Origin of the sequence: Cohnella massiliensis (assembly GCF_900169535.1) — a bacterium.
Taxonomy (GTDB): Bacteria; Bacillota; Bacilli; order Paenibacillales; family Paenibacillaceae; genus Cohnella; species Cohnella algarum.
Window position 1 is genome coordinate 543229 of sequence record NZ_LT821258.1, and the last position, 26184, is coordinate 569412.

22 protein-coding genes are annotated in these 26184 nt (G+C 56.3%); 3 read left to right on the top strand and 19 right to left on the bottom strand.

What is annotated here, in order from left to right; genetic code table 11:
• Positions 1–84 precede the first annotated feature (84 nt).
• From B7E11_RS12140 to B7E11_RS12150, 3 genes are all read right to left on the bottom strand, one after another.
• On the bottom strand, positions 85–1431 hold the full coding sequence (locus tag B7E11_RS12140) for an extracellular solute-binding protein (protein WP_080834679.1): 1347 nt from the start codon (positions 1429–1431) through the stop codon (positions 85–87).
• Positions 1432–1527: 96 nt separating this feature from the next.
• Positions 1528–3069, bottom strand: a complete 1542-nt coding sequence (locus B7E11_RS12145; protein ID WP_176220709.1) for a helix-turn-helix domain-containing protein — start codon at positions 3067–3069, stop codon at positions 1528–1530.
• On the bottom strand, positions 3050–4831 hold the full coding sequence (locus B7E11_RS12150; protein WP_080834685.1) for a cache domain-containing sensor histidine kinase: 1782 nt from the start codon (positions 4829–4831) through the stop codon (positions 3050–3052). Before B7E11_RS12150 ends, B7E11_RS12145 begins: the two co-directional genes overlap by 20 nt.
• Before the next feature lie 241 nt (positions 4832–5072).
• Here B7E11_RS12150 and B7E11_RS12155 point away from each other — a divergent pair, with 241 nt between their 5' ends.
• Complete coding sequence (locus B7E11_RS12155; RefSeq protein ID WP_176220710.1) at positions 5073–6068, top strand: acyltransferase family protein; 996 nt, start codon at positions 5073–5075, stop codon at positions 6066–6068.
• A gap of 22 nt (positions 6069–6090) precedes the next feature.
• Here B7E11_RS12155 and B7E11_RS12160 read toward each other — a convergent pair whose 3' ends face one another.
• From B7E11_RS12160 to B7E11_RS12175, 4 genes are all read right to left on the bottom strand, one after another.
• Positions 6091–6972, bottom strand: coding sequence for a cation diffusion facilitator family transporter (locus B7E11_RS12160; protein ID WP_080834688.1), 882 nt, complete (start codon positions 6970–6972; stop codon positions 6091–6093).
• 139 nt (positions 6973–7111) lie between these two features.
• Entirely contained in the window at positions 7112–7792 is a 681-nt protein-coding gene (locus tag B7E11_RS12165; RefSeq protein ID WP_080834690.1) for a Crp/Fnr family transcriptional regulator, read from the bottom strand.
• Positions 7793–7885: 93 nt separating this feature from the next.
• The gene (locus tag B7E11_RS12170) at positions 7886–8464 is read right to left on the bottom strand and encodes a ribonuclease H-like YkuK family protein (protein ID WP_080834692.1); all 579 of its coding nucleotides are present in this window, start codon (positions 8462–8464) and stop codon (positions 7886–7888) included.
• Positions 8465–8954: 490 nt separating this feature from the next.
• Positions 8955–9953 (bottom strand): hypothetical protein, encoded by a 999-nt coding sequence (locus B7E11_RS12175; protein ID WP_080834693.1) that lies wholly within the window; start codon positions 9951–9953, stop codon positions 8955–8957.
• Positions 9954–10186: 233 nt separating this feature from the next.
• Here B7E11_RS12175 and B7E11_RS12180 point away from each other — a divergent pair, with 233 nt between their 5' ends.
• Positions 10187–11521 (top strand): FAD-dependent oxidoreductase, encoded by a 1335-nt coding sequence (locus tag B7E11_RS12180; protein WP_080834694.1) that lies wholly within the window; start codon positions 10187–10189, stop codon positions 11519–11521.
• Positions 11522–11678: 157 nt separating this feature from the next.
• Entirely contained in the window at positions 11679–12902 is a 1224-nt protein-coding gene (locus B7E11_RS12185; RefSeq protein ID WP_080834696.1) for an MFS transporter, read from the top strand.
• Positions 12903–12966: 64 nt separating this feature from the next.
• Here the strand turns inward: B7E11_RS12185 and B7E11_RS12190 are convergent, their stop codons facing one another.
• The 12 genes from B7E11_RS12190 to B7E11_RS12245 all read right to left on the bottom strand — a co-directional run bounded on the left by B7E11_RS12190 (position 12967) and on the right by B7E11_RS12245 (position 26183).
• Positions 12967–14604: a PucR family transcriptional regulator gene (locus tag B7E11_RS12190; protein WP_080834698.1), complete on the bottom strand. Its 1638-nt coding sequence runs from the start codon at positions 14602–14604 to the stop codon at positions 12967–12969.
• 84 nt (positions 14605–14688) lie between these two features.
• Complete coding sequence (locus B7E11_RS12195) at positions 14689–15486, bottom strand: ABC transporter ATP-binding protein (RefSeq protein WP_080834700.1); 798 nt, start codon at positions 15484–15486, stop codon at positions 14689–14691.
• Positions 15487–15488: 2 nt separating this feature from the next.
• Entirely contained in the window at positions 15489–16322 is an 834-nt protein-coding gene (locus tag B7E11_RS12200) for an ABC transporter permease (RefSeq protein WP_245809690.1), read from the bottom strand.
• A gap of 41 nt (positions 16323–16363) precedes the next feature.
• Positions 16364–17452, bottom strand: coding sequence for an ABC transporter substrate-binding protein (locus B7E11_RS12205; protein WP_080834702.1), 1089 nt, complete (start codon positions 17450–17452; stop codon positions 16364–16366).
• Positions 17453–17739: 287 nt separating this feature from the next.
• Positions 17740–18651: an orotidine-5'-phosphate decarboxylase gene (gene pyrF, locus B7E11_RS12210; protein WP_176220711.1), complete on the bottom strand. Its 912-nt coding sequence runs from the start codon at positions 18649–18651 to the stop codon at positions 17740–17742.
• Between the two features lie 20 nt (positions 18652–18671).
• On the bottom strand, positions 18672–19631 hold the full coding sequence (locus B7E11_RS12215) for a dihydroorotate dehydrogenase (protein WP_080834706.1): 960 nt from the start codon (positions 19629–19631) through the stop codon (positions 18672–18674).
• Entirely contained in the window at positions 19628–20416 is a 789-nt protein-coding gene (locus tag B7E11_RS12220) for a dihydroorotate dehydrogenase electron transfer subunit (RefSeq protein WP_245809691.1), read from the bottom strand. Before B7E11_RS12220 ends, B7E11_RS12215 begins: the two co-directional genes overlap by 4 nt.
• A 14-nt stretch (positions 20417–20430) precedes the next feature.
• Complete coding sequence (locus B7E11_RS12225; RefSeq protein ID WP_080834708.1) at positions 20431–21222, bottom strand: ABC transporter permease; 792 nt, start codon at positions 21220–21222, stop codon at positions 20431–20433.
• A 4-nt stretch (positions 21223–21226) separates the two neighbouring features.
• Positions 21227–22024, bottom strand: a complete 798-nt coding sequence (locus tag B7E11_RS12230; RefSeq protein ID WP_139787158.1) for an ABC transporter permease — start codon at positions 22022–22024, stop codon at positions 21227–21229.
• Positions 22024–23016, bottom strand: coding sequence for an ABC transporter ATP-binding protein (locus tag B7E11_RS12235; protein ID WP_080834710.1), 993 nt, complete (start codon positions 23014–23016; stop codon positions 22024–22026). Before B7E11_RS12235 ends, B7E11_RS12230 begins: the two co-directional genes overlap by 1 nt.
• 19 nt (positions 23017–23035) lie before the next feature.
• Entirely contained in the window at positions 23036–24181 is a 1146-nt protein-coding gene (locus tag B7E11_RS12240; protein ID WP_080834712.1) for a nucleotidyltransferase domain-containing protein, read from the bottom strand.
• Positions 24174–26183 carry a glycoside hydrolase family 13 protein gene (locus B7E11_RS12245; RefSeq protein WP_080834713.1) on the bottom strand — a complete coding sequence of 670 codons (2010 nt, stop codon included), beginning with the start codon at positions 26181–26183 and terminating at the stop codon, positions 24174–24176. The genes B7E11_RS12240 and B7E11_RS12245 overlap by 8 nt, the downstream gene beginning before the upstream one ends.
• Between the last annotated feature and the right edge of the window lies 1 nt (position 26184).

Sequence of the window (26184 nt, forward strand, 5' to 3'; positions counted from 1 at the left end):
TCGCGCGGGCGTTGGCGCCCGGGCGATGAAACATCCGCATCCTGCCGGATGCGGATGTCCGTCCCTTTCGGATCTTTAGCGAGTCTATTGCGCCGAGCCCGCCTGCGCCGCCTGGATTTTTTCCGCAACCGCCGCCGGATCGCCGCCCAGCATCAGCTCCTGCAGGCCGTTGTTGACCGCCTCGCCGCCGGCAGCGGACAAGTAAAGGTCGTAAACCGGGCTGAACGACAGGGTCTTCACCAAGCCAAACGCATCGTTGAACAGCGGCGTCACCTTCGAAGCGTCGATGTCGACGTCGTACATCACCATCGAATTGCTTTCGGCGACCGCCTTTTGCGCTTCCGCACTGCTTAGCTTGTATATGAGCTCCATCGCCAGCTCCCGCTTCCGTCCTTCCGCTTCCGCGTTAAGCACGAAGCCGCCGCCGGGACCGCCCGTGATTGTGTTCGCCTCGCCTTTGCCGTTCGGAAGCGTCGGAAAGACGGCGACTCCGACCTTCTGCAGGGCTTCCTCCGAAGCGGATGCCGCCCAGTTGCTGATCGACCAGGCGCCGTTCATAATCATCGCGGCGTTGCCCTGGATGAAGTATTGCTCCGCCTGCGTATTGTCCAGGCTGTTCGCGCCTTCCTGGAACGCGCCCGCGTCGGACAACTGCTTGAAATAGCCTAGCGCCTCGACAAAAACCGGATCGGTAAACGACGCGCCGCTGCCGTCCTTCGCGTTCATGAACCATTCCGTGCCGGTGAGCCGGTCCGCCATGACGCCGAACATCGTGGATTGAGCGACCCATGGCGCCTGATTGCCCATCGCGATCGGCGTAACGCCTTTTGCCTTGAACGCTTCGATCGCGGCCAGCAGCTCGTCCCACGTTTTCGGCACGGCGAGGCCGTTTTGCTCGAACAGCTCCTTGTTATAGAACAGGAACGACGTCGCCGACATCGCCACCGGAACCGAATATACTTCGCCATCGTACGTGAAAATATCATAGGCTCCCGGCAGGAAACCGTCGGTCCACTCCTGGTTGCCGTCAAGCAGCTCCGTAATCGGCTGGATCAGGCCCGCCTTTTGAAATTCGTCGGTAAAGCTGCCCGAATAGGAAAGGAACACGTCCGGAAGCTCGCGGGCGGCCGCTACGGTCTGGATCCGCTGCCGATAGGAATCGGTCGGAATCGGCTGGGAATCGAGCAAGACTTCGGGATGCTCCTCCTGAAACTCGCTGATGAGCCGGCGCACCGTCTGGGCGCGCAAGTCGTCGCCCGAGTAATTGTGCCAGATGGAGAGAGAAACGCTCTCCCCGCCTTCCGCGCTTGCCGAGTCCGAAGAACCCGCCGGGGCCGACGCTTCCCCGCCGTTCGAGCCCGAGCTGCCGCATCCGGCCAGAAGCGCCCCTAATAAAACGAGGGAAACGAAACCTTTCAACCTCTTTGTCATGTTTCTTAACCTCCCTGTGTTGGCTTTCCTCTTCTATTATAAAAAACTCTCTCCCGGGCATAAGGGGAGAGAGTTCAGAGCCGAGGGGGTGAAAATTCAGAACTTGCCGCGGTATTCGGAAGGCGTTTGTCCCGTGTGGCGTTTGAAAAGCCCCGTAAAGTACTTGATATCCTCGTAACCGACGCTTCTTGCGATGTCTTTGATTTTGTCGTTCGAACCGGACAGAAGAGACTTGGCTCGCTCCATCCGCTCCTTCGTCACGAATTCGATATAGTTCGTGCCCGTTTCCCGTTTGAACAGGTCGCTCAAGTAATTCGGGTTGACGTGAATGTGAGCGGCCGCCTGCTGGAGGGAGACGTTGCGGCCCAGATTCTCCCGGACATAGGCAATCGCCTCGGCGATATAATGATGGGTGCCGGAACCGAGCTCCAGGTATTGGTCCATGATCGATGCCAGTAGATCGCCCAGCACGTTCGCCGGTCCCGCCAGCAGCTCCTCGGGGGAAGGAAGCCGCATCCGTTCCTTCCCGAGCGCTTTTCCGTACGAGGCGGCGGTTCGCTCCAGCCAGCGATAACCCGCCGTCAACAGCATTTGCGCGTAAGCGTACAGGGAATCCGGCGTCGCGTCGGGGTCGTTCCGGATCCGGGCGCACAGACGCTCCGCCATGCCGCGAAGCTCCCGAGCGTCGCCGCTTCGGATGAGTCGCGTGAGCTCCCGTTCCTCCTCCTTCGGGAAAACCGGATCGATGCCTTTGCGTCCGCGAACCGCAGCGTACGCCACGAATCCGGCGTCATCCAGAAACCACCCGTAGCGGGAAGCCGTTTCCGCCTCCCGGAAGGAGACGGCCAGCTCCTCCGGCCGCCGGACCGGCGAGCCGGCAGAAACGAACAGCCGGCAACCGAGCTTCTTCTCCAGCTCGGCGAACGACCTCCTCAACTCGTCGTCGTCCTCCCGCTCTTCGGACCGGCTCAGCACAACGAGCATCCGCTTTCCGTAGCGCAGCGTGACGGAGGGGAACCGCTCCTGCAGACGGGTTCGAATCGTAAAATGCAAAAAACCGGCCGACATTCGCTCGTCCTGGCGCTTCACGGAAACGACGATCGCCTGAAGCAGCTCCCGGCCGCCGGATGGCGGCCGCATCCCGTCGAACAGCCGCTTAAGTTCATTCGGCAAGCGGTAATCGGGCGGATGATCGTGGAACAGCAACTCCTCCAGCGCCCCGCTGGCAAGGACGCCGGAAGCTCCGTCGCGGTCACGCCCGGCCTTGTCCAACAGGCGGCGCTTCGCGTTCAGGACGACGCGGACGATTTCGTCCGGACCGCTCGTTTTCAATATATAGTCGCCAACGCCTTCGCGTATCGCTTGTTGCATGTAAGAAAATTGACCGTAGCCGGAGAGCACGACGATTTCAGTAGCCGGAGCGCTCCGTTTCATTCGGGCCGCCATCTCGAGGCCGGTGATGCCTTTCATTTCGATGTCGGTCAATACGATCTCGGGCCGCTCGCCGGGAAATCGGCTTAGCGCCTCTTCGGCCGAAGAAGCCGGGTCCAGCAGCATGAAGCCGTGCTCCTCCCACGGAATTGCCTTGGCCAGCCCGTTGCGGATGTGGGGATCGTCGTCAACGATCATGAGCTTCATCGTCGGTCGCCTCGAATATCGGTATCGTGAATGCCGCCTTCGTCCCAAGCCCCTCCCAGCTTTCCAAATGAAGTCCGGGATTGCCGGTATAATGCATGCGAAGCCTGCGATGAACGTTGCGCAAGCCATAGCCCCCGCCGATCGGCTTGTCCGGCGACCGCTCCGGCTCCCGTTCCAGCGAAGCCCGCAGCCGCTCCAGTTTTTCTTCGTCCATTCCGACCCCGTTGTCCTGCACAATGACGCGCAGCCACGGTCCGTCGCGGGCCATGCTCACCTCGATGCTGCCTTTTCCTTCTTTCGGAAGCACGCCGTGCCGAATCGCATTTTCGATCAGGGGCTGAAGCAGCAGCTTCAGCATCATTCCCCGCTCACAATCGGGGTCGATGTCAAACCGGACTTCCCATTCGTCCGGGTAGCGGTCGGACTGGATTCGCACATAGCTTTGAGCGTGCGCGGCTTCCTGCCCGACGGTGCAGTACTCTTCGCCGTCGTTCAGGCTGAAGCGCAAAAAATCGCTCAATGCCCCGACCATCCGCGCAATGCGGTGTTCGCGGTTGGCCATCGCCAGCCAGTGGATCGACGACAGCGTATTATAGAGAAAATGGGGATGGATTTGCGCCTGCAACGCGAGCAGGTCCGCCTCCTTTTTTCGGGCTTCGTTCTCTTTCACCCGTTCGGTCAGCCGCTGGATCCTGCCGCTCAGCCGATTGTAGCTCATGATGAGCTGCCCGACCTCGTCCACGGTTTGAGCCGGCAGCATCGGCAGCTCTTCCTCCGGGTTGCCGGTTTTCAAAAATCGGGCGAGCCGGCGCAGCGGCTGCGTAATTCGGGCGGTCAGAAACAAAATGATGCCGGCGAGAATCATCCCCTCCAAAACGACGACGGCCGCGGTCAGCCGAAGCAAATGCTGGTTCTCGCTGCTGTACTGCTTGAACGGAATGACGCCGAGCAGCGTCCAATCGACGCCCGGCATCCGGTAAACCATCAGCGTCATTTTTCCGTCTCCGTCGCCGTAATTCAGAAACCCGCCGGACGCCTTGTCGAGCCTTACCCCGGGAAACCGTTCCTCGATCCGCGCTCCCGGAGCCGGGCCGTCTCCCGCGATCACCCGGTTTTGCCCGTCAAGCAGAAGCACGTACCCTCCCCCCTCCATCCCGGACCGGCGCAGGCTTCGAGTCAAGGCATCCCGATTCAGGCTGATCGTCAAATGGCCGATCGTGGCGTAGTGGTCCGTGCTGCGAATCGGCCGGCTCAGCGTCATCGTTTGTCCCGCCCCGGAAGCCACGGAAAGCTGCGCGGCGAGCGACCACGTTTTATCCTCCCGGCCGGCTAAGCTCTCCGCCTCCTCTCGGGCAACCGGCTGTCGCGCTCCCGGCGTCTGGGAGTAAGCGATTGCCTCCTTGTCGTCGTCCGGAACGATGCGGATGTCGGCGATATAATCTTTGGAAAATACGAGATTGGTCAAAAAAACGATGATGGAAGTGCGAAGCACGACGTTGCGCTGCGGCGCGCTCAAATAGCGTTGGACGTCATCGTCCCCGATCAGAAAAATGGACAGGTTTTCGACGTCCTTGACCATAAGCTGAAATTGCGTATCGAGCTGCCGAAGAATATTCATCCCCGAGAGCTTGGCTTTTTCCTCCGATACCGAGGACGCGGTATGATAGGAAAAATAACCGAGAAGCACGATCGGCCCAATCATGGAAACGATCAACAGAAACGACAGCTTTCGTCTGAGAGACCGCCCGAGCCAATGTTTCAACCGATCCCCCCCTTTTTTTATTACCTCAAAAAGATTATTACATCATAATGTTAATATGTTTGAGAAGACAAGGGAACTCGGAAAATGAAATTCCGGAGCTTTCGATAAAACAACCTGTTTTGCTTGGATGTCCAGCTATGAACAATCGACAATTCCATATACGCAAATTTTTAACATAAAACGATTGGACGCCTTCCGTTTTAGTGATACAATATGTATCAAAAAAGGAGAGTGCCACTTTATGGTTAAAAACCGCGAAGCATGGATCGATTTCGCAAAAGGGCTGGGTATCATCTTTGTCGTGATGGGCCATGCGGGCGATAACGGGATCAATCCTTATTTGAGCTGGGTTGCCATGCCGCTTTTCTTTATGGTCAGCGGATTTTTATTTAAACCCGTTCAGGGCGACGCGTTCAAAAAATGGTCTCTGAAAAGAGCCAAACAATTGATGATTCCTTATTTTGCATACGGAGTCGTTATCGCGCTTCTGATCCTGATCAAGGACAAATTCGATTTCGGAATCTTTTTCGAAAATATTGGACTGCTTTTGTACGGGGGAGACGTTCTGAAGGGAAGCTTTGCGGTTTTCTGGTTCATCACTTGCCTTTTTTTGACCCAAATGCTTTTCGCGTTTATATCCAGATATCCGAGAACGGTCCAGTTTGCGATCGTTGCGGCATGCTATGTACTTTCGTTCGTTGTCGATTGGTCCGCGCTGTCCGTTCCGTGGAATGCGGATGTCGTGCCGCTTGCCCTCGTCTATTACGCGATCGGATACTATTTTAAAGATATCATCGTAAATTCGATCAAAAAAATTGGGATCCCCTTGTTGGCGCTGGCCGGGTCCGTTGCGTTCGTTTTGCTTAGACACGCCGGGGCGATCGATTTTCGAATGGACATGAAATACAACGTGTACGGAAATTTCGTCTTCGCGCTGCTCATTCCGCTTTCGTGCTTATTGGTTCTTTTCGCCTTAAGCTATTGCTTGTGCGAAATCATCCGTCCCAAATATAACGTCATGGTCAAACTGGGCGGCATGACCATGACCGTTATGTATCTTCACTTTCCGATTAACAATCTGGTCAACGAAGCTTTTCATATCCAGCCTAACCTCGTCGAGTTCACGTTAATGGGCATTTTCATTCCCGTAGCCGCGCATTTTTTGTTGAAAAGGATTCCCGTCTTCGAGGCCATCTTTATCAACTGGTCGCCGAAGCCCGCCAAGTCCCTCAACTGAAGCGAGTCCGTTCGAACCCCGCTTATTTCGCGGCGGATTCGAACGGCTCGATATGAATATGCGCATGCGCGATGCCGTGCGCCTCGAGCATGCGCCGCTCGATCTTTTCCGTGATCGCGTGGCTTTCGCTTACGTTAAGTTCCGGCTCGACCGCAATCGTCATGTCGACGAACGTATTGTTTCCGTGAACCCTTGCTTTCACGTCGATGATTTTTTTGACGCCGGATATGCCGCGGACGGTTTGCCGGATCGCCTGAAGCTCGGCGGCGTCGAAGCCGTCCGTAAGGGCGTGCGAGCTGTCGCGGAAAATATCCCACGCCGTCTTGCAGATGATCAGCCCGACCGCAAGCGCCGTCAGCGGGTCGAGCCACGGCAATCCGAATTGCGAGCCGACGATGCCGACGAACGTCCCCGCGCTGACGAGCGCGTCCGAGCGGTTGTCCTGGGCTGCCGCCGTCAGCGCGGCGCTTCCGATTCTGCGGGCGAGACGGATATTGTACAAGTACACGAAGTACATGACGACCGCGCAACCGATGGCCGTCCAGCCGGCGATCATGTCGGGAGATTCGTAGGATTGGACCCGGAATTTGGAGACGGCCTGAAACAAAACCTGGAGTCCGACCGCCATCATAATAAAAGAAGCGACGAGCGATGCGACTGTTTCCGCCCGGAAATGACCGTAGCGGTGATCCGCGTCCGGAGGCTTGCGCGAAATGCGAAGTCCGATCAGTACGGCGACCGAAGCGATAATGTCCGTCGCGTTGTTCAGCCCGTCCGCCCAAAGCGCTTCGGACAAGGCGATATAACCGATGAACAGCTTGAGACCGGAGAGGAAGATGTAGGCCAGGATGCTGATCCAGGCGCCTCTTTCGCCTTGCTTTAAATTGTTGTACGTGTTTTCCATTGTTCCTCCACCCGTCCGCCGGTAATCTGTCTTTCTATCGTAAAGGACAGAATGCGTGTGGGTCTAGAGAAACAGTATTGCCGCAAACCTCAATAATCAGTCCGGGCAAACAGTGTTGTGCGGGGGCAATTTTTGAACGTTACAGTCCGGATGTTTTCTTCAGCCTGTTCAGCTCGCAAATGATGATTTCCCGATTGACAATCCGGATCAGCCCCTCGTTTTGCATTTCCGACAGTACCTTCGTCACCGTTTCCCGAACCGTGCCCGTCATATTGGCCAGTTGCTGGTGCGTCAGCTTCATGCCGAGCGATACCTCTCCCGATGACTTGTCGCGCTTTTCGGAAAGCCGCAGCAGAAGCCGGGCGATTCTCGTCCGCGCATGCGTAATCGTCAAATCGGATATCATTTCGTTCGCGGCGCGCAGGCGTTCCATAACCGCATTCAAGATTTTGAAATAAATCGTCATATTCCCGCTCAACAGTTCCTGAAAATGCTCGCGCTTGACTGCGTACAGCGTCGTCTTGGCAAGCGTCCGGGCCGAAGCCGAGCGGTTCCGCTCTTCCCCGAGCAGCGCCATTTCCCCGAAAAAGTCGCCCGCATTGAAGATCGCCAAAATAATTTCCCGATCCTCGTCGCTGCGAAATATTTCGACGACCCCGGAGCGGATCAGGTACATTTCGTCGCCTTCTTCGTTTTCCCAAAACAAATACGTGCCCTTATCGACCGTTTTCGTTACGAACAGGGGAGCGAATGCTTCCAGCTCATGACGTTCCAAATGCTCGAAAAAGGGAAAGTGCCGCAAAAATTCGATATCCTGCACCGGCTCGACCTCCCGCTTGCGCCAATTCGTACTGGAACCTGATTAGGGATATTGTACCACGAAAAATCCGAAACGGGGGACGGCGAAGCGGGGCTACATGACGCGGCGCACGGGCTTTTTCGTAAAGCGGTTCGCATAGGACGACGCCACGATCGAATCCGGTTTGATCCGCGGCGCATAGCTGCCCATCGCTTCCACTCGCTCCACCATTTCCTGAACGTAAAGCGACGTTTTGTTGACGATCGGCTCCGTGCCGGCATCGATATCGATGTACGTCTCCAGCATGGCGCCCTGATAAACGTAGGGCAGCAGCAGCTCCTCCATCCGGCCGATCGCCTCCTCGCCGAAGCAATGGGCGACGCTTTGCGATAAGGACGTTTCCAGCGTGAGCTTTTCCTTGATCGACGTCAGCTCGCGCGGCAGCGCCAGCTGGCGGTAGCATGCCCACGCCCCTTTGCCCAAACGATGAACGACGATGCCGGTGACGAACTTCGTATGCCCGCGGTGCACCTGGCTGTCCGTTCCGATGACGAAATGGTAGACGCTTTGGGGATCCCGGGCCATGAACTTGACGATTCGGTCCATCACGTCGTCGACGGAGAGACGGCTTTCCGACAAATTTTGAAAGACCATCTCGTCGGACGCGGCGATTATGCTGCTTCTTTTGCTCATCGTTTTCACCCCTGAGTTTGAAGTCGGCTCATATAAAATAAAAAGCCGCGCATGCGCCCCCGAGCGCCATCAGGCGCTGACCGGAAGCGAAACGCAGCTTGTCACATGCTTTCCTCGGGCCGTACTCGTTCGAATACTTCGTCTCGGCCGCCTGAAGCCGCATAAGGCGCGTTCGGGTATGATCGCGTTGTCGGGCAAACGAAAACCGTTTCCTTGCTTTCTCATCGCCGCGCCCTCCTTATGCCCGCCGTCCGGGCCGAATTCGAATCGGATTTCATGCTGTTATCTTACAACTATTCGAAAAAGTCTGTCAACTTCTTGTCCCTGGCGGCCCATGGGGCCGCTATTCAAATCTTTATACCCTATCATAAGCCGCTATGCCTCCAAAGTTCACGGCGTTTGGCGCTCCAGCTTGCGAAACACCTTATAGCTGCGGTCGGCGCACGCCGATATGGCGATCGGATGAAAGCCGTGGGCTTCGGAGTTCGTTTCAGCCGTCCGCCGCGGCCCGCTTGAACAATTGCTCGAGCTCGGCCGCGGCTGCGCGAAGGTCGACCGCTTTTCCCGTTTGCATCGACTCCTCCAAAAGGCGGACGATCTCCCCGGATTGCCGGACGATGATCGAGACTTCGTTCGCCTCTTGGCCGCGCTCGACTGCAATCCGTTCGAGCTGCCGCTCGGTTCGCCGCTTTATTTCCCGGAAAATATCCGCGCTTTTCCGAAATTCGGCGATTTGTCGCTCCAGCGCATCGGCCTCGTGCTGCGCCTTGCGAATATCGTCCTGCGCCTTCAGCGCATCGAAGCTGCCGGAATACTCCGCTTGGCGGATCGTCGCTTGCGTTCGCTCCAAAGCCGCCCTTAGGTCGTCAAGCGGATAACCGGTTTCCGCCGAAACGGCATCCAGGCGAACCGCAAGCTCCTCCGCCCTCTGGCGCACCGGGCCGACCGAAGACCTCATATCGCCGGCCAACCGCTCGGTTCCGGCCAGTTCCTGCTCGTACCGCTTCGACTGCGAAAGCAGGGCGTTCGCTTCGGCGTTCAACCGGCCGATATGCCGAACGGGACCGATCAGCGAAAAAAACGGGACCTTCTGCGCGCTCAATCTCGACTGCAGCTGCTCCGCCTGCCGGCGAGCCGCCAGCACCGCCTGTTCCAGCCGCTCCAGCGATTGGCGGGTCGAACCTTGAATGAATCCGTTATTTAAATCCTTGAACGTATCCGACAAAATCAGCCCGTTCAGCTTCGCGGACGCTTCCCGATGCCGGAACCTCGCCTTGTCCAGCCAACGCTTGACGATTTTGCGTTTAAGCCATAGCACGGCGAGCACCGCAATCAAAAAGAACGCCAAAAGCAAAAGCAGAATCCCGACAAAATTGGAGAAAATAAAAGAAAAAATCGCGGGAATCGACTCGGCGACGGCCGCACCGATGGCGGATTCGACGACTGAATCCAAATCTCCGTTTAACGTAACCTTTAAAACTTCGTTCATGCTGTCTCCTCCCGTCCGTTTAACCCTAACATTTATTATCGGCGTCCGGCCTCTTCCATGCAACCGGCGGAGAATGCCCTAACAAAAAATAATTGTGCCTTTTTTCACAAAAATGGTTGCCAGCTGGCGAAAAATCGAATATGATAAATCCAACAAACGATTGTGAATTAAATCACAATATATAGTTACATGTGAAATGATTCACAATCAACGTTCAAAAAGGAGGCCTTCCCATGAAAGTCATCGTCATCGGCTGCACCCATGCCGGAACCGCGGCCGCAACCCAAATGGCCAAACTCTATCCCGAAGCCCGAATTACCGTATACGAACGGAACGACAATATCTCCTTCCTCTCGTGCGGCATCGCCTTGCATGTCGGCGGCGTCGTCCGCAACGCCGAAGACCTTTTCTATTCGAACCCCGGCAAGCTTGCGGAGTTAGGCGTAACCGCCCGCATGCGGCACGACGTTCTCGCCGTCGATACGGAAGCCCGCACCGTTCGCGTGCGCGACTTGACGACCGGCGAAACCCGCGAAGACACATACGACAAGCTCGTCGTGACGACGGGGTCGTGGCCGATCGTGCCGAAAATGGAAGGCATGGAGCTTGAAAACATTTTATTGTGCAAAAATTACGGCCACGCGCAAACGATCATCCAAAAAGCGGCCGGCGCGAAACGCGTCGTCGTCGTCGGAGCCGGCTACATCGGCATCGAGCTCGTCGAAGCGTTCGAGCAGCTCGGTAAGCGGGTCACCGTCATCGACAACACGCCGCGCGTTTTGTACAAATACCTGGACCGGGAATTTACGGACAAGGTCGAGACGGAGCTCGAAGCCCGCGGCATTCGTCTGGCGCTCGGGCAAACCGTGACCGCTTTTGCCGGAGAAGCGGGCAAAGTGACCCGGGTCGTCACGACGAAAGGCCAATATGAAGCCGACATGGTCATTCTTTGCATCGGCTTTCGTCCGAATACGGAGCTGCTGAAAAATCAGGTCGACATGCTCCCGAACGGAGCCATCGTCGTCAACGAATACATGCAGACGAGCAAGCCGGACGTATTCGCCGCCGGAGACAGCTGCGCGATCCGCTACAATCCGACAGGGCAGGCCGCCTACATCCCGCTCGCCACGAACGCCGTCCGCATGGGAACGCTCGTCGCCCGCAATCTGGTGAAGCCGACGACCAAATATTTGGGCACCCAGGGAACGTCGGGCATTAAAATCTTCGACTACAACATCGCCTCGACGGGGCTCACGGAACAAGCGGCTCTTGACGCGGGGTTGAATGTGAAAGAAATCACAATAGAAGACAGCTATCGCCCCGAATTTATGCCCGCTTACGAGAAGGCGCTTCTCAAAGTCGTTTATGAAGCGGAAAGCGGAAGGATCGTCGGCGCGCAGGTGCTCTCGAAAGCCGACTTGACGCAGTCGATCAACACGCTGTCGGTCTGCATCCAAAACCGGATGACGATCGAGGAGCTCGGGTTCGTCGACTTCTTCTTCCAGCCGCATTACAACAAGCCGTGGAACTTGCTGAACCAGGCCGGCTTGCAAGCGCTTGGCGTATAACCGCGGGAAACGTCCGGCAGCGGCGAAAACGGCCCGCGCCCTGTCAATATTTGGCCTTGCCAGGCTCCCGAATAGAGACTATACTGTGCTATTGCGGCCACATAAAAAAACAAGGCCGCCCCTGCGGGGATTCAACGGATAGGAAGAGGACCGTCTCATGAATGCAGCACAGCCTTACGCCGCCCGACCGCGGGCGAAAAAACAGCGTTTCCCGTTTTCCTTGTACTGCTTGACGCTCGGCGCTTTCGCCATCGGCATGACCGAGTTCGTGATCATGGGGCTGCTGCCCAACGTCGCCGCGGATTTGAACGTGACGATTCCCCAGGCGGGACAGCTGATTACAAGCTACGCGCTCGGCGTCGCTTTCGGCGCTCCCGTCCTGACCGTCGCGACGCACCGCGTTCCGCCCAAGCTTTTGCTGCTGCTCCTGATGGGCATCTTTATCGCGGGCAACGTCCTGTCCGTCATCGCGCCGAACTATCCGTTTCTGATCGTGACCCGGATCGTCACCGCGCTCGCTCACGGAACGTTTCTCGGCGCCGGCACGATTATGGCGTCCAAGCTCGTCGCCCCGGAACGCAGAGCCGCGGCCGTCTCGATGGTGCTCGCCGGCTTGTCGATTTCCAACATCGTGGGCGTTCCGTTCGGCACGTTCATCGGACAGCAATTCGGCTGGAGAGCCTCGTTTGCGGCCATCGCCCTGCTCGGCGTCGTCGCTTTGCTGGGCATCGCCAGGTTCATCCCCGTCATCGGCTCGGGCGAATCGTCGAATCTGTCCGACCAGGTTCGCGGCTTGTTCAACCGCAAGGTGATGGTGACGCTCCTGACCGGGGCCTTCTGCTGCGCCAGCTTGTTTTCGCTCTTTACGTACATCACGCCGATTCTGATCGACATCAGCGGCTTTCAGGAAGCAAGCGTCACCTGGATTCTCGTCCTGTTCGGGATCGGAATTACGCTCGGAAACTTGCTCGGAGGCAAGCTCGCGGACTGGAGGCCGATGGGATCGACCGTCATGGTTTTGGCCGCGCTGGCCGTCATCCTCGCCCTGTTGCCGTTTGCCTTTCCGAATTCGGCGTTGGCGGTCGCTTCCGTATTTATATGGGGGGTTGCGGCGTTCGCCGTGCTGCCCGGCGTTCAGGTGCGCATTATGACGCTGGCGAAAGCCCCGCTGCTCGCCTCCAGCTCCAGCCACTCGGTGATGAACGCCGGCAACGCGGGAGGCGCCTATCTCGGCGGGGTCGTCATCACGTACGCCGGTTTGTCATACGTGCCTTATCTCGCGTCGGCACTTGCGCTCTGTTCGCTGGGCGGCGCCGTTGCCGGCTTCCTGCTGGAACGCAAACGGCAACCGGCCGCGGCGGCAGAAGCGGTTGCGCGATAGCCTTTTCTTCTGATCGGCTCCCGGTTGACGGGGGCCGATTTTTCATTCCGGATTTTCGGAGCCGCTACGGCATGTCCGAAAACAAAACCTGATGTATTTTAAGGCCGACATGCAGCAGCAGCCGTTGTTCCGAATCGTGCAGGCTGCATCCGGTGATTTGCTCGATTTTCTGAAACCGGTACTTCATCGTATTGACATGTATAAAAAGCTTTCCGGCCGTTTCGGCCAGCATGCAATTATTCGCGAAATACTCCTGGAGCGTCTGCACGAGATTGGAATTGCTGATCCAGTCGTATTCCGCCAGCTTGCCGATCGTCTCCGAATACAGACTTTCCAGCTCGTCCGAATCGCACAGCTCGCTAAGCAGGCGGAATACGCCCAAATCTTCGTAGTGAATGATTTTCTTTTCTCCGCAGATGGGTTTTCCCAACCGGATAACCTTGACGGCCTCGGCGTAGCCTTGATGAATTCCCTTCAGCCCGGGATAAAATCTGCCGATGCCTACGGTGATTTTCAAGTCGTCGAACTCCTCCGACAAATGGCGCTGGATCGATTCCGCGACGCGCATGACAGGCTCTTTTTGCGGATCGTTTCGATACAGCAAGCCTTCCTTGCCGTTCCCGTCCTTCCGGGGATAGAGAACGATAATCAGCTCCTTCTGCAGGGTCACGATCGCCTTGCGGTCTCCGAAACGGAACAGGTCGACGACTTTAAGCAGCATGCTTCTTTTCCGTTCCTGATACTTCAGCGATTCCTCGATCGCGATCGATAAAATCTGATAATGCTGGGTCAAATCCCAGCCGAACTGCTTCCCTTTCGCGATGACGCCGGAATCGTCCTGAACTTGCCCGTGCAGCACCGCCGATAAAAAGTCGTCCTTATAGGTCTGATCCACGTCGGACTTGGTAATCGCCTTGAGAAATTCCATCGCCATGAGCGGCATGGTCCGGTCCAGCACGTGAAAATCGCGCTCCAGAAACTCCCGCTCGGTTTGCCAGCACGTAATATCGCCGTAAAGCTCGTCATTGAACAACAGCGGAGTCACGATGCAAGACGTCGGTTGACCGTCGAGCATCCGCTGCATCCGGATCGTGCGCTTCGCCGACTTCAGCTCCTTTTTCTGCATTCGGGTAAGCGGTTCGACGCCTCTCCCCTGGAAAAAAGCTTCCTGCGCGGGAATTTCGGATCCTACCGTAATCATATTGTCCGTCATCTGCTGCACGGCCTTGATCAGCGCCGCGATTCCCTTGCCCCCCATCGCCAGCTCGGTCGTCCATTGGAAGAACGATTCCAGCCGCTCTCTTCCCGGATCCGATTTGCGGATCATCACTTCCATCAGAGGGGTCATAATGTCCAGATAGGAAACTTCGTTGTCGATTTCAATGATCGGAAGGCGGAGACGATCCCCCGCGTCCTTGATGACCTGCGGAATTTCCTGGACAAAGCGTCGCGTCTTGATGGCCAATGCGGAGCTTCCCACCTCGTTCAGTTGATCCGCCACTCTCGAAATCGCCTCCTCATCTTCCTTGATGGGATACAGGCTGGTGAGCAGCAGTTCGTTTCCTTTCAGCCAGCGAATGACATCCGGCACTTCCATGACGGTAATGAAATCGATCGTCCGGTCCAGTCCGTCTTTGCCCGCGACGACCTCGCAACGGGTCAGTCCTCCGATTTTCATAGCTTCTCTAACGGTAATTCCCATTCGGCACCTTCTTTCCCTCGAACCGGAAGTTTTGCAACCGAAAAGAACCGATTTGCGCCGCATATCTCGCCATTTCTTGCGAAGCTACAATTCCGACAAAATACCCTGCGCCTTGAAAATCGACCGGATGTCGTTCACGTGCTCGGAAAATTTCCGATGGATCCGCGTATCGCTGTTGCGGGGGCGCGGGAGATCGACGAGAATGTCCTCGACCACGCGGCCCGGACGATTGCTCATCACCAGCACCCGATCCGATAAAAACACGGCTTCCTCGATGCTGTGCGTAATGAAAATGCACGTAAACCGGTACTTGGCGAAAATTTTCAACAGGTCATACATCATCTGCTCCCGGGTGAGGGCGTCCAAGGCTCCGAACGGCTCGTCCATAAAAAGAAGCTCGGGCTCCTGGATCAAGGCTCTGCAAATCGACACCCGCTGCCGCATGCCGCCAGACAGCTCGTAGGGATATTTGTTTTCGAAACCTTTTAACCCCACGAGTTCGAGCAATTCTTGCGCGCGCTCCCGGTTTGTCTTCCGGTTGGGCCTCGACCACCAGCCGACTCCCTGAATTTCCAGCGGAAGCAGCACGTTGTCGATCACATTGCGCCAATCGAGCAGCACGTCCTTTTGAAACACGACCGCATTGCCGTCCACCGGACCGTCGATTTCCTCGCCGTTTATGCGAATCGATCCGTAAGGCGTCGAATCGAGGCCGGCCATCAAATTCATCAGCGTGCTTTTGCCGCAGCCGCTGGGGCCGACGACGGAAACGAACGAGCCGGCTTCCAGGGACAAGGACATCCGGGATAACGCGTGCAAAGGCCCTGTCCGGGTATCGTATACTTTTTCGACTTGATCCAGAACGATCGATTTGCCGCTCATGTTTACGACCTCCTTTTCAAGCCTTGATGCCAGGGCATCGCCAGCCGCTCGATAAAATGCACGATATAAAACAGGCCGATTCCCATGACGGCAAGGATGAATAACGCGCAGAACTCCAACGTCGTGTCGAGCTGGGAGTTCGCCACCAGCTGGAGGTATCCGATTCCTCGCGAGCTCGCCACGAATTCCGCCACGACCGCCCCGACCACCGCCAAAGTGATGCCGACCTTAAAGCCCCCGAACATGCTGGGAAGCGCCTTGGGCAAACGAAAATAGGTGAAAATTTGCAGCCTCGACGCCCTCATCGATCTCGCCAGGCTGTACATTTCCTTGTCCATGGATTGCAGCCCGATCACCGCGTTGATGACGATCGGAAAAAACGAAATGAGGAACACGATCAAGATTTTCGTCTTCATCTCGTAGCCGAACCAGATGACCAGCAGCGGCGCCATCGCGACCATCGGAATGCAATGGACGCCTACGAGAATGGGATAGACGGTGTTCGCAAAATACCGGTACGATACGATCAGGATAGCGACGGGAATGCCGATCAGAACGCTTAGAAAAAATCCGGCCAGCACTTCGGTCAGCGTATACCCGGCATGCCTCATCAACGAAGCGAAATCCTGAATGAACCGCTCCGCGATGCGCAACGGGGAAGGAACGAGGTACTCGGGGATCGGGAATACCCAGTAGAGAGCCTGCCAGACGATCAGGAGGGCGGCCAGCGTCATGGTGACGGAGATGCCCTGGGAAACCTGCCTCCATTTCAATTTCACATAGCCGCCCGGTTTAACCGGTTTTTCCAACAAAAGCTGCATCGGTTTTTCACTCATGAGCATGTTCCTTTCCGGAATGCCGAAACTTATTCGTTCGTTTACCGCGCCGGCAAATAATCGTTCGTGTAGTAGGCCGACAGGTCCTTGCGCGCCTTGATCAGCGCGGTGCTTTCCAGAATGTCCAACGTGGCCGCAAAGCTTTCTTCGTTCATCCAGCCGTAAGGATGCGCTTCGTTATCCAGCAATTCGGCCGTACGATGGATTTGATCGACAAAAAGCTGCTCGTCAACCGTTTCGGGAAACAGTTCTTTCATGATTTTCGCCGCTTCCTCCGGGTTTTCCATCGTATATTTCAAGCCTTCGTCGATAGCGGCCAGGAATCGCTTGGTCGTGTTCGGATTTTCCGCAAGAAAATCGTTGTGAGCCACCAACGTCAGCCCCGCCACGTTATAGCCGTAATCCTTCGCAAACATCGTTTCCAGCTTTACTCCCAGCTTCTGTTCGAACATCGGAAGCTCGTTTGTGGAGAACACCTCGATCGCGTCGGCTTGCTTGGTTAAAAAAGCCGAGTTGCGGGCGGATGACTCCAGATGAACCTGGGTAACCTTCGAGGCATCGACCTCGTTCGTTTCCATAAACTTGTCGATCAGCTTCGTAAAGGTAGAGGTCGGCGACATCGCAATTTCTTTGCCTTCCAGATCCTTCGGCGATTTTACCGGGTTATCGGGAAACGACAGGATGACGAGCGGCGAATTCGTCATATAGGAAGCGATCATCTTGACCGGCATATTTTCCCCGATGCCTTGGGAAGGCTCGACGGTGGACACGACGGCGAAATCGTCGTTTTTTTGGGCGACGGCCTGCAGCGCCGGCGTCGAACCGCTCCCCTCCATGACCTCCACGTCCAGCCCGTATTTTTCGAAAATGCCCCGTTCTTTCGTAACGTAAAACGGAGCGAACTCCCCCTTGATCTTCCAATTCAGCCGAAACGCGATATCCGTTTTTTCCGGCGAGGGCAGCGTTTCCGACAAATCGCCGGATTTCGGAGCTTCCTCGGCCGAGGCGGTCGAGGCGGCCGGCGTCGCGGCGGGTGAAGCGGCAGGCCGTTCCGGTTCGGAGGCGCATCCGCTCGCTAGGACAAGGACGGCCGACAAAAGACCGAATACGATACATTTAAACTTTTTCATATGACTCCCTCCCAAATATATATCCTTTTATGTTAAAAACAATAACATATTGGCTACATAAACATCACCCTTTTGAATGAAAATGATGGCAATTATGTATCGAAATATCGATTTAACACGATTATAACAAGTAAGATGCTGGTTCGGCATGTGTATAATGACAAAAATGGCGTGAATCTTATGTCCGAATCTCCATTTTAATCTAACATCAAATGTGAGAATCAGCGAAAAGCAAATGAAAAAAGGGACAGGGCGACGCTTCGCCGCCCGTCCCTTTCTGTTGCGTTTTACCGCCGGCTAAACCTGGCGCCATTGATTTGCTCCCTTGCCTTTTCGGCCGCTTCCGTTATCCGCCCGCGCATTTCGCCTTCCGTCGTTTTTTTCCAATCCCGGTCGTCCGCATAACAGTAAATGATTCCTCTCGACGCCGACACAACCGCGCCGTTCCCGTCTTGATCGAAGAACGCCCCCAGATCCTCCGCTTTTCCGCCTTGGGCCCCGAAGCCCGGAACGAGAAAAATCGAACTTGGCATCGTTTTGCGGAGGATTTGGGCTTCTTCGGGATAAGTAGCCCCCACGACCGCGCCGATATACGAAAACCCGTTCACCCCCCGCGTCCGGCCGGCCAAGCGATGGAACCGTTCCGCCATCTCCAGGCAAAGCGTCTGCCCGCTTTCCAGCTTCGCTCCCTGGATCTCCCCCGAAGAAGGATTGGATGTTTTCAACAGCAAAAACACGCCCTTGCCGTTCTCCCCGGCGGCTTCGATGAAAGGCATGTAGCCGTCCGTTCCCAGAAAGGGATTTACGGTCACCATATCCCCCGCCAACGGTCCGTCCCCCAAAAAAGCGCGCGCGTAAGCCGCGGAAGTCGGTCCGATGTCTCCTCTTTTGGCGTCGTTGATGACGATCAGGTCCCGGGATTTGGCGTAGTCGATCGTTTTTTCCAACGCCCGCATGCCGTCGCTTCCGTAAATTTCGTAATACGCAAGCTGGGGCTTGACCGCGATGACGGAATCGGCCGCGGAATCGATCACGATTTTATTGAATTCGTAAATAGCTTCGGAAGCCCGCCGGGCGGAGCCGCCGGCCCTTTCCGCCAGGAAATCCGGAAAAAAACGAACGTCCGGATCCAATCCCACGACCAGAACGCTGCTTTTCCGCCTGCCCGTCTCGATAAGCACATCCGCAAAGTTGCCCAATCGACGATGTCCCCTTTGTGTCAATAATAATGAATTTGCGACGGATCCGTGCCGCCGGTTTCGACTTTTCCGACAATTTCGTTTATATCTATTATTCGGTGTTTTTGCATATAATTTTTAATCTCGCGAATAATGTTCAGCATGGCGGACGGATCGACGAAGCTTGCCGTCCCGACTTGAACGGCGCTGGCCCCGGCCAGCATCATTTCGATGGCATCCGCGCCGCTCATCACCCCTCCGCAGCCGATAATCGGAAGCCCGGAAACTTGCCGGACCTGGTAAATCATGCGCACGATGATCGGTTTGACCGCGGGTCCCGACAGCCCGCCCATCCGATTGCCGATTTTCGGCTTCCGCGTATCGATGTCGATCGCCATCGCCAGCAGCGTATTCGCCACGGTAAGGCCGTCCGCTCCGCCCTCCTCCGCCGCAAGGGCAATCTCTTCGATGCTGGTCACATTCGGGGTCAACTTCGCGATGACCGGCTTGTCGGTCGCTTCCTTTACCCGGCATACGACCTCCCGGGTCGTTTCCGGGTCCATGCCGAATGCGCGGCCGTCCCCTTTGAGGTTAGGGCAAGAAATATTCAGCTCCAACGCCGCCACGGATTCCACGCGGCCGATCGTCTCGGCCATTTCCGCAAATTCGGCGACGGAGTCGGCCGAAATGCTCGAAATCAGCGGAACGTCGAATTTTCGGTAATAAGGGAGCGTTTCGGATAAATAATGATCGATTCCCGGGCTTTGAATGCCGATCGAATTGATCATTCCGGCCGAAACCTCGCAAACCCGGGGCGTCGCATTCCCCTTTCGCGGGTACTTCGTAATGCTTTTGGGAACGACCGCGGCGAGCGCGTTGAAATCGATGACGCTTTCCATGCCTTCTCCGAAGGCCCCCGAGGCCGGCATAACCGGATTTTGCAGCGCGAGCCCGCCGATATTCACTCCCAGGCGCAACGGCTCGACGAACGGATCGCTCATGCAAGCACCACCTGCTCCAAAGGAAAAACCGGACCTTCCTTGCAAATCCGAACCGTCCGGAACGCGCCGCCGGAATCCCTGATTTCGCAAACGCACGCAAAACAAACGCCCATCGCGCAGCTCATATTTTCCTCCAACGCAATTTCCGCGAACAGCCGCTTTTCGGCGGCAACCTCCTGCAAAAGCCTGGAAAGCCTTCTGGATCCGCACGTGTAGGCAGCCTCGATCCGATGCTTTTCGATCAAATCCTCCATTTGCGCCCTTACGTTCGCCACATCGCTGCTGCCGTCATCGTCCGTTACGATATGCACCTCCGCCCCGTAACTTCGCAGCATTTCTTCCGCCAGCACGTCGCCTCGGGTTTTGGCGCTGAGAATCGTGATGCAGGCGATCCCCCGCTCCGCCGCTTTCTGGGCAAGCGCGGACAACGTCGCAACGCCGACGCCGCGGGCCAGCAAAAGAATCGCGCCGCCGCCGCTCCGCAAATCGAAGCCCTTGCCGAGCGGCCCGAAAACGTCCAGCATTTCGCCCGGCTTCGTCCGGGCCAATCGTTCCGTGCCCGCCCCTTTGACCAGGTAGAGGAACTCGAGCGTCCGGCTTCGCTTGTCGATTCTGAACAGGCTGAACGGCCGGCGCAGAAGCGGAATATAAGTCTCGGAGCACCGGATATTGAAAAACTGGCCGGGCCTCGCCTCCTCCCGCAAAGCCGATGCGTCGACGATCATATGCCAATACCGGGAATTGACCGGTTCGTTGGTCAATACCTGCAATTTGGATAAAGTCATAAGGTCTCCTCGCATTAATTTCCCGAGCTTGCATAGCGGTTTACGCCCAGCCGCCAAATCCGCGAAGCGACCAGCAAAGAGATCAAGGCCACGACAGGAGACAGGTACGGGATGAAGGCGTCCCCGTCTTTCCCCAGCAAGACAAGGGAGGGATAGTAATTCATGAACGCTACCGGCACGAAACCGGTAACGAAAACCCGAAACCACGAGCCGAAAATGTCGACCGGATATTGCTGCACCAAAGAATTCAGTCGCCAGATCACGGACGTCGCGGTCAACGAACGCTTCGTCCAGAAGGCCAGGCTTGCGATCGTCCAGAAGACGGCCACCTCGATTCCCGTTCCGGAAACGACCGCCAGCCCGAAATACAGCCAGTCGAATACGCTCCAGTCCAGATCCAGCTTCGCGTACGCGATCGAGAGGCCGGCGATGCCGACCGCGGCGTCGCCGGCTCCCAGATACTGCACTTCCCGGCCGAGCAGCTGCAGCAGCGGACTGACCGGACGGATCAAAAACTGGTCGAAGGTGCCTTTCAGCAAGTACGTTTCCATCGAGTTGAAATGCCAGAAAAACAGGCTGTACAGGCTGTGGCCCAGAATCCACAGGCTGTACAGGAACAGCAGCTCCCAGACGGACCAGCCGTTCAGATGGACGAAACGGGTGACGATAATGCCGATCAAGCCGATATTGACGGCGTTAAAAATGACGATTCCGGCGATTCCCGCCAGAAAGTCGGAACGATACTGCAGGCGGGACTGCATGGAGATGCGGATCATCCTGGCGTAAATCCGAAAATGAAACGCCATGCGCTTAACCTCCTTGAACGATCAGTCGGGACTGTACCCGATTCCACGCAAGCCTGCATGCGGCCAGCAGCAGCAAGGCCCAGCCGGCTTGAAGCAGAATGCCCTCCAGCGCCGCCGCCCCGTCCGCCTTTCCGATGTAAATGGTGATGGGAATATAGTAAATGCTCTGGAACGGCAAACAGCGGGCAACCGCCTCAAGGAAGTCCGGAAACAGCCAGAAGGGCACCATTTGCCCGGCGAAAAACCGAAGCAACGCGTTGTATGCCCAACTGACGCTGCCGATATCGAGCGTCAAAACGGCCGCCGTGCCGACGAGAAAGTTCAAGGAAAATAAAACGAAATATCCCAGCAGAAGGCTGACGAGAAACAAGAGAAGGTTCCCGAAGCCGGGCGGAGGCTGCAATCCGAGAAATGCGGCTCCGACGAGCAGAGAAGGCACGACCAGGGCGCAAAACCGAAACAGGGTTTCGCCGAAATTGCGGGCCAGCATATGAAAATGGAAATCGAGAGGCTTCGACAGATCCGTATCGATCGATCCCGTTTTAACCTGCTCGGCCATATACGTTTGCGGTCCGCGCCCGGGCGCGAAGACGGTTTCGAGCGCCATCCCCAGAATCCCGTACGCGATCATTTGCCGCAGGCTGACTCCGAAGGCTTGCGGACTCTGGGCATACAGGGTATTCCAGACCCAATGGACGCTGTACATCATCAGGCAAGCGGCGACGAGCTGCAGCCAAAAATCGAAACGGTAGACCGCCGTATTATGAAAGGCCTGCCGCGAAAACGACCGGAACAGCCTCATCAAATCACCCCGGATTTTGCGGTCCCGCTCCGATAAATTCGGCCGATCAGATCCTCGATCTCCGGCTCTTCGATCGTCAGGTCGACGACGGGATGACGGGCTCCGAGCTGCGCGATCAGCGCGGACGGAGACGTGGCGGAACGGTTAAAACGAAACCATTTTCGCCTCCCTTCGCTGCGGACCAGTTCGGCGTTCGGCACGTCAAAATCGGGAACCGGGTTCTCGAATTCGACGACGAGCGTCCGGCCCGTTCCGAATCGGCTTTTGATCCGGTCTACGCTGCCGTCGTAAATGACCTGTCCGCGATCGATGATCATAATCCGGGAACACAGCTTTTCGATATCGTCCATGTCGTGGGTCGTCAGCAGCACGGTCACTTTCCGCTCCCGGTTGATTTCCTTGATGAACGCGCGCAGCTTCTCCTTGGCGACGATATCGACGCCGATCGTAGGTTCGTCGAGGAACAGCAGGCTCGGGTCGTGCAGCAGCGCCGCCGCCAAATCGGCCTTCATCCGCTGCCCCAGGCTTAACTGGCGAACGGGCGTTTGCATAAATTCATCGAGCGCCAGCAACTCGGAAAACAGCTCCAGGTTTTGTTTGAACCGCCGCTCCGGAACTTTGTAAATATCCCGCAGCAATCGCAGGCTTTCAATGACGGGGACATCCCACCAAAGCTGCGTCTTTTGGCCGAAAACGACGCCGATCTGGCGGGCGTTGGCGATTCTGTCTTTGTACGGCACGATTCCGTTCACTTCGACAAGACCGCTCGTCGGCACGAGAATTCCGGTCAGCATTTTAACGGTGGTCGATTTCCCGGCTCCGTTCGGTCCGATAAAGCCGACCGTCTCTCCCTCTCCGATTTCGAAGCCGATATCGTCTACCGCCCGCTTCACCTCATGCTCCGCGCTTATCAAGCTCCGGAGGCCGGATAAAAACCCTTCCTTCCGGATATAGCGCTTGTATTCCTTCGTCAAATGCTCCGCCCGTATCATGCGCCACCCCTTTTCCCGTTTACGTCCGGTCGGGATCGCCCATCTCAACGACTTTTAAAACCGCGCCGCGATGAAGGATCGGTTCCAGATAATCTTCATAAAACGAACTCAGGGCGAACGACGATCGCTCGGGATTGAACAGCCGGGCAATAAAATCCTGATTCCACTTCCCGATTTTGATTTTCGAATTTCTCGTAATCCAGCGATCGTGAATGGAGCGGGAGATGTCGGACAGGTAATCCTGGTTCCAGGTTTCATACAGGGCGTCCGGAACGATGTCGCCATAGATTTGCTGCCCGTGATGCAGCGTGTAGTACAGCGCTTTGTCCAGCTTCGTCGCGGCGGCCCGGTCGAAAAGGAGCGTCCAGTCGATGTCATGCGTTTGAATGAAGGACCGGATGTCGGAGTAGGCAAGCAGTTGCGCGTCTTTTCCGTCCAGAATATCCCGCAGCGATTGCGTATGCCAGTACAGGTGGCTGCATAAGTGGGTCAGAAAATCCTCGTTGCTCAGCCGGTAGACGGGAACGTCCCCGATCGTGTCCCGGGTCGCTCTTGCGACGACCTCCTCGATCGGGTAGGAGAAGTCGTCGAAGATCGTATTCAGCCGATGATGAACGTCGATGCTGAAGCTGACGACCGGTTTCGACGCCGATCGTTTTCTGAATTCGCCGTAATGCTGCAGCTCATGTTCGTATCCCTCCAGCCGCTCCTGTCCCAACGGCTTTTGTTCCCCGGTATCGCGGTCGAATTCGCTTTGGGTGTAATCCATCGCCTTCAGGACGCGAAAAACGCTGTCCGCGTCTTCCTTTCGCACGAGGATATCCATATCTCCGAAAGGTCGTAGCGCCGCATGGCGGTACACCGAAGCCGCCAGATAAACTCCCTTGAGGACGATCGCCCGGATCCCCCGCTCGTGAAAAGCCCGCAACACGGCGACGAACTCGTCCATCTTCTTTTCCCCGATAATTTGCTTTAATTGATAGTGGGACGCGAGCAGGAGCTTTACATGGCCGGCGACGGAATCGACGTTTTGAACGTGGTGATGCAGCAGGGGAAGCGTATTGTGCCTGTACGCCTGGTCCAGAATATAGGTCCAGTCGAGCGAAGACGCGCACATCACCCGGATATCCGCTTCGTTCGGATGCAGCTTTGACGTTTCAATCAAAAATTTGTCCTCTATTCTCAAGCAAAACACCCCTTTCAGGTTGCCGCTTCGCGAAAACGAACGCAAAGTCGCGCGCTTGGAGCGCGAGGGCGGCCGGATTTTCCCGTTCGCAAGGATAGATCAAGCTTGTTCTTCTGTCCTCCGGGACGCAGGAAGACAAATCGACCGTTATCGGGTTGTCGGAAACGTTGGCAAAGAAATAAACTTCTTCGTCGCGGATCTCCCTTTTCAGGGCCAATATGCGGCTGGCGGCCAGCTCTTCCAGAAAGACGGCGTTTCCCTCCCGAAGCGGACGATATTGCTTTCGCAGCGCGATCAGCCGGGCGAAACGGCTTTTTATCCCTTCATCGTGCAGGGGGCCGTCCCAGATCATGCATCTTCGATTGTCGGGATCGGCGCCGCCTTCGAGGCCGATTTCGTCGCCATAGTAAATGAGCGGCACTCCCGGATAAGCGAACAGGAACGCATAAGCCTGCGAATATACCGCCTTGTTTCCGCCGACGGCCGACAAAAAGCGAACCGTATCGTGCGAGCTCAACAGGTTGGCCTGCGCAAGCAAATGGGGAAACGGATATTCGAACAGTTGCCGTTTCAGGTTTTCGATCAAGACTTCAAGCGGGATTGCGCGCTTTGCAAAAAAATCGGTGGCGGCCCCCCAGAAAACATAATTGGTAACGCCGTCGAACTCATCCCCCCGAAGCCACGGCTCACCCGACTCCCATACTTCCCCGATCAGGCAGGCTTCCGGATTGACGGCTTTGACGACAGACCGCATTTCCTTGCAAAATGCGTGCGGAATATCCTTGACCGTATCCACCCGAAAGCCTGAAATCCCTTGGCGCAGCCAGTAGACGGTCGCTTCCTGCAAATAAGCTTTCGTATCCGGATTATCCAGATTCAGCTTCGGCATATGCTTGTAATCGAACCAACAGGAATAATCGGGATTAGGCTTAACGACAACGGGATATTTTTCGATATAATACCAATCGGCAAAACGGGAGCGCTCCCCCTTCTCCATGACGTCTTGAAAAGCGAAAAATTCGGTGCTCGTGTGGTTGTAGACCATGTCCAGAACGATCCGCATCCGCCTTTTGCGGGCTTCGGCAACCAATTGCCGCCACAGGTTTTCATCGCCGAGACGGGGCGCGATCCGGTAAAAATCCGAGATATCGTACCCGTGATTGGAAGGGGACGCAAAAACGGGATTGAGATAGAGAGTGTCGACGCCAAGCCCGGACAAATAATCGAGCCGGTCGATCACTCCTTGAAGGTCGCCGCCGAAATAATTCGTCAATGTCGGCCTTTCTCCCCACCTCTCCGTTTGCTCCGGATCGTTCTCAAGATTTCCGTTGGCGAAGCGGTCGGGAAAGATGTGATAAAAAACCGCCCGGGTCAACCAGGCCGGCACCCGGGAACTTCCAAGCCGCCCGGGATCGTAGACGTACCGTTTGTCCGGCTCGGGCTTCCTTGAGGAGACGCCGTCGGCCACCGCATATTTCTCGCCGTCCAACAGGAAATAATACGTAAACGCCGACCGTGCGACCGCTTCATCGCGCAATCGAAAAAGGTAATAGTTCCATTCACCATCCGCAAGAAAGGCGGTCGTCTCATAGGCCGCCGTTTCGTTGGCGACAAGACGCAGCGAAGCCGGACCGCCGCCGGAGCTTGCGATTTTCACCTTGAAGACGACTTCCCCGTTCGCCCATCGATCCAGCCGATGAACGACATCGGGAGGCCTCCGTCCCAGACGCAATACGGAATTGTAGGCGCCGTATTCGTTCCTTTCCTTGTGCCGGTTGTCCGGGTCCGTGTAATACTCGCTTTCGTCCGTCATGAATAAATACGGATAGTCGCCGTCCTGCAAATACAACACTTTCACGAACGTATTGCCGTCCGTCTTCTTCATTTTCCCCTTTTCCGGATCCCATTGATTAAACGACCCGATCAGGCAGACGCGATCCGTTTCCTTCGGCGGTTTGAACGTGAACGTTGCTTGGTTCATT

Excerpts from the sequence above, each read along its gene's own strand:
- B7E11_RS12195 (WP_080834700.1), bottom strand. The coding sequence starts at position 15,486 with ATGAGCGGCAAATCGATCGTTCTGGATCAAGTCGAAAAAGTATACGAT.
- B7E11_RS12140 (WP_080834679.1), bottom strand. The coding sequence starts at position 1,431 with ATGACAAAGAGGTTGAAAGGTTTCGTTTCCCTCGTTTTATTAGGGGCG.
- B7E11_RS12170 (WP_080834692.1), bottom strand. The coding sequence starts at position 8,464 with ATGAGCAAAAGAAGCAGCATAATCGCCGCGTCCGACGAGATGGTCTTT.
- B7E11_RS12230 (WP_139787158.1), bottom strand. The coding sequence starts at position 22,024 with ATGAGGCTGTTCCGGTCGTTTTCGCGGCAGGCCTTTCATAATACGGCG.
- B7E11_RS12190 (WP_080834698.1), bottom strand. The coding sequence starts at position 14,604 with ATGGGAATTACCGTTAGAGAAGCTATGAAAATCGGAGGACTGACCCGT.
- B7E11_RS12185 (WP_080834696.1), top strand. The coding sequence starts at position 11,679 with ATGAATGCAGCACAGCCTTACGCCGCCCGACCGCGGGCGAAAAAACAG.
- B7E11_RS12235 (WP_080834710.1), bottom strand. The coding sequence starts at position 23,016 with ATGATACGGGCGGAGCATTTGACGAAGGAATACAAGCGCTATATCCGG.
- B7E11_RS12200 (WP_245809690.1), bottom strand. The coding sequence starts at position 16,322 with ATGAGTGAAAAACCGATGCAGCTTTTGTTGGAAAAACCGGTTAAACCG.
- B7E11_RS12215 (WP_080834706.1), bottom strand. The coding sequence starts at position 19,631 with ATGAGCGATCCGTTCGTCGAGCCGTTGCGCCTGGGAGTGAATATCGGC.
- B7E11_RS12175 (WP_080834693.1), bottom strand. The coding sequence starts at position 9,953 with ATGAACGAAGTTTTAAAGGTTACGTTAAACGGAGATTTGGATTCAGTC.
- B7E11_RS12205 (WP_080834702.1), bottom strand. The coding sequence starts at position 17,452 with ATGAAAAAGTTTAAATGTATCGTATTCGGTCTTTTGTCGGCCGTCCTT.
- B7E11_RS12225 (WP_080834708.1), bottom strand. The coding sequence starts at position 21,222 with ATGGCGTTTCATTTTCGGATTTACGCCAGGATGATCCGCATCTCCATG.
- B7E11_RS12245 (WP_080834713.1), bottom strand. The coding sequence starts at position 26,183 with ATGAACCAAGCAACGTTCACGTTCAAACCGCCGAAGGAAACGGATCGC.
- B7E11_RS12145 (WP_176220709.1), bottom strand. The coding sequence starts at position 3,069 with ATGAAGCTCATGATCGTTGACGACGATCCCCACATCCGCAACGGGCTG.
- B7E11_RS12180 (WP_080834694.1), top strand. The coding sequence starts at position 10,187 with ATGAAAGTCATCGTCATCGGCTGCACCCATGCCGGAACCGCGGCCGCA.
- B7E11_RS12220 (WP_245809691.1), bottom strand. The coding sequence starts at position 20,416 with ATGACTTTATCCAAATTGCAGGTATTGACCAACGAACCGGTCAATTCC.
- B7E11_RS12155 (WP_176220710.1), top strand. The coding sequence starts at position 5,073 with ATGGTTAAAAACCGCGAAGCATGGATCGATTTCGCAAAAGGGCTGGGT.
- B7E11_RS12160 (WP_080834688.1), bottom strand. The coding sequence starts at position 6,972 with ATGGAAAACACGTACAACAATTTAAAGCAAGGCGAAAGAGGCGCCTGG.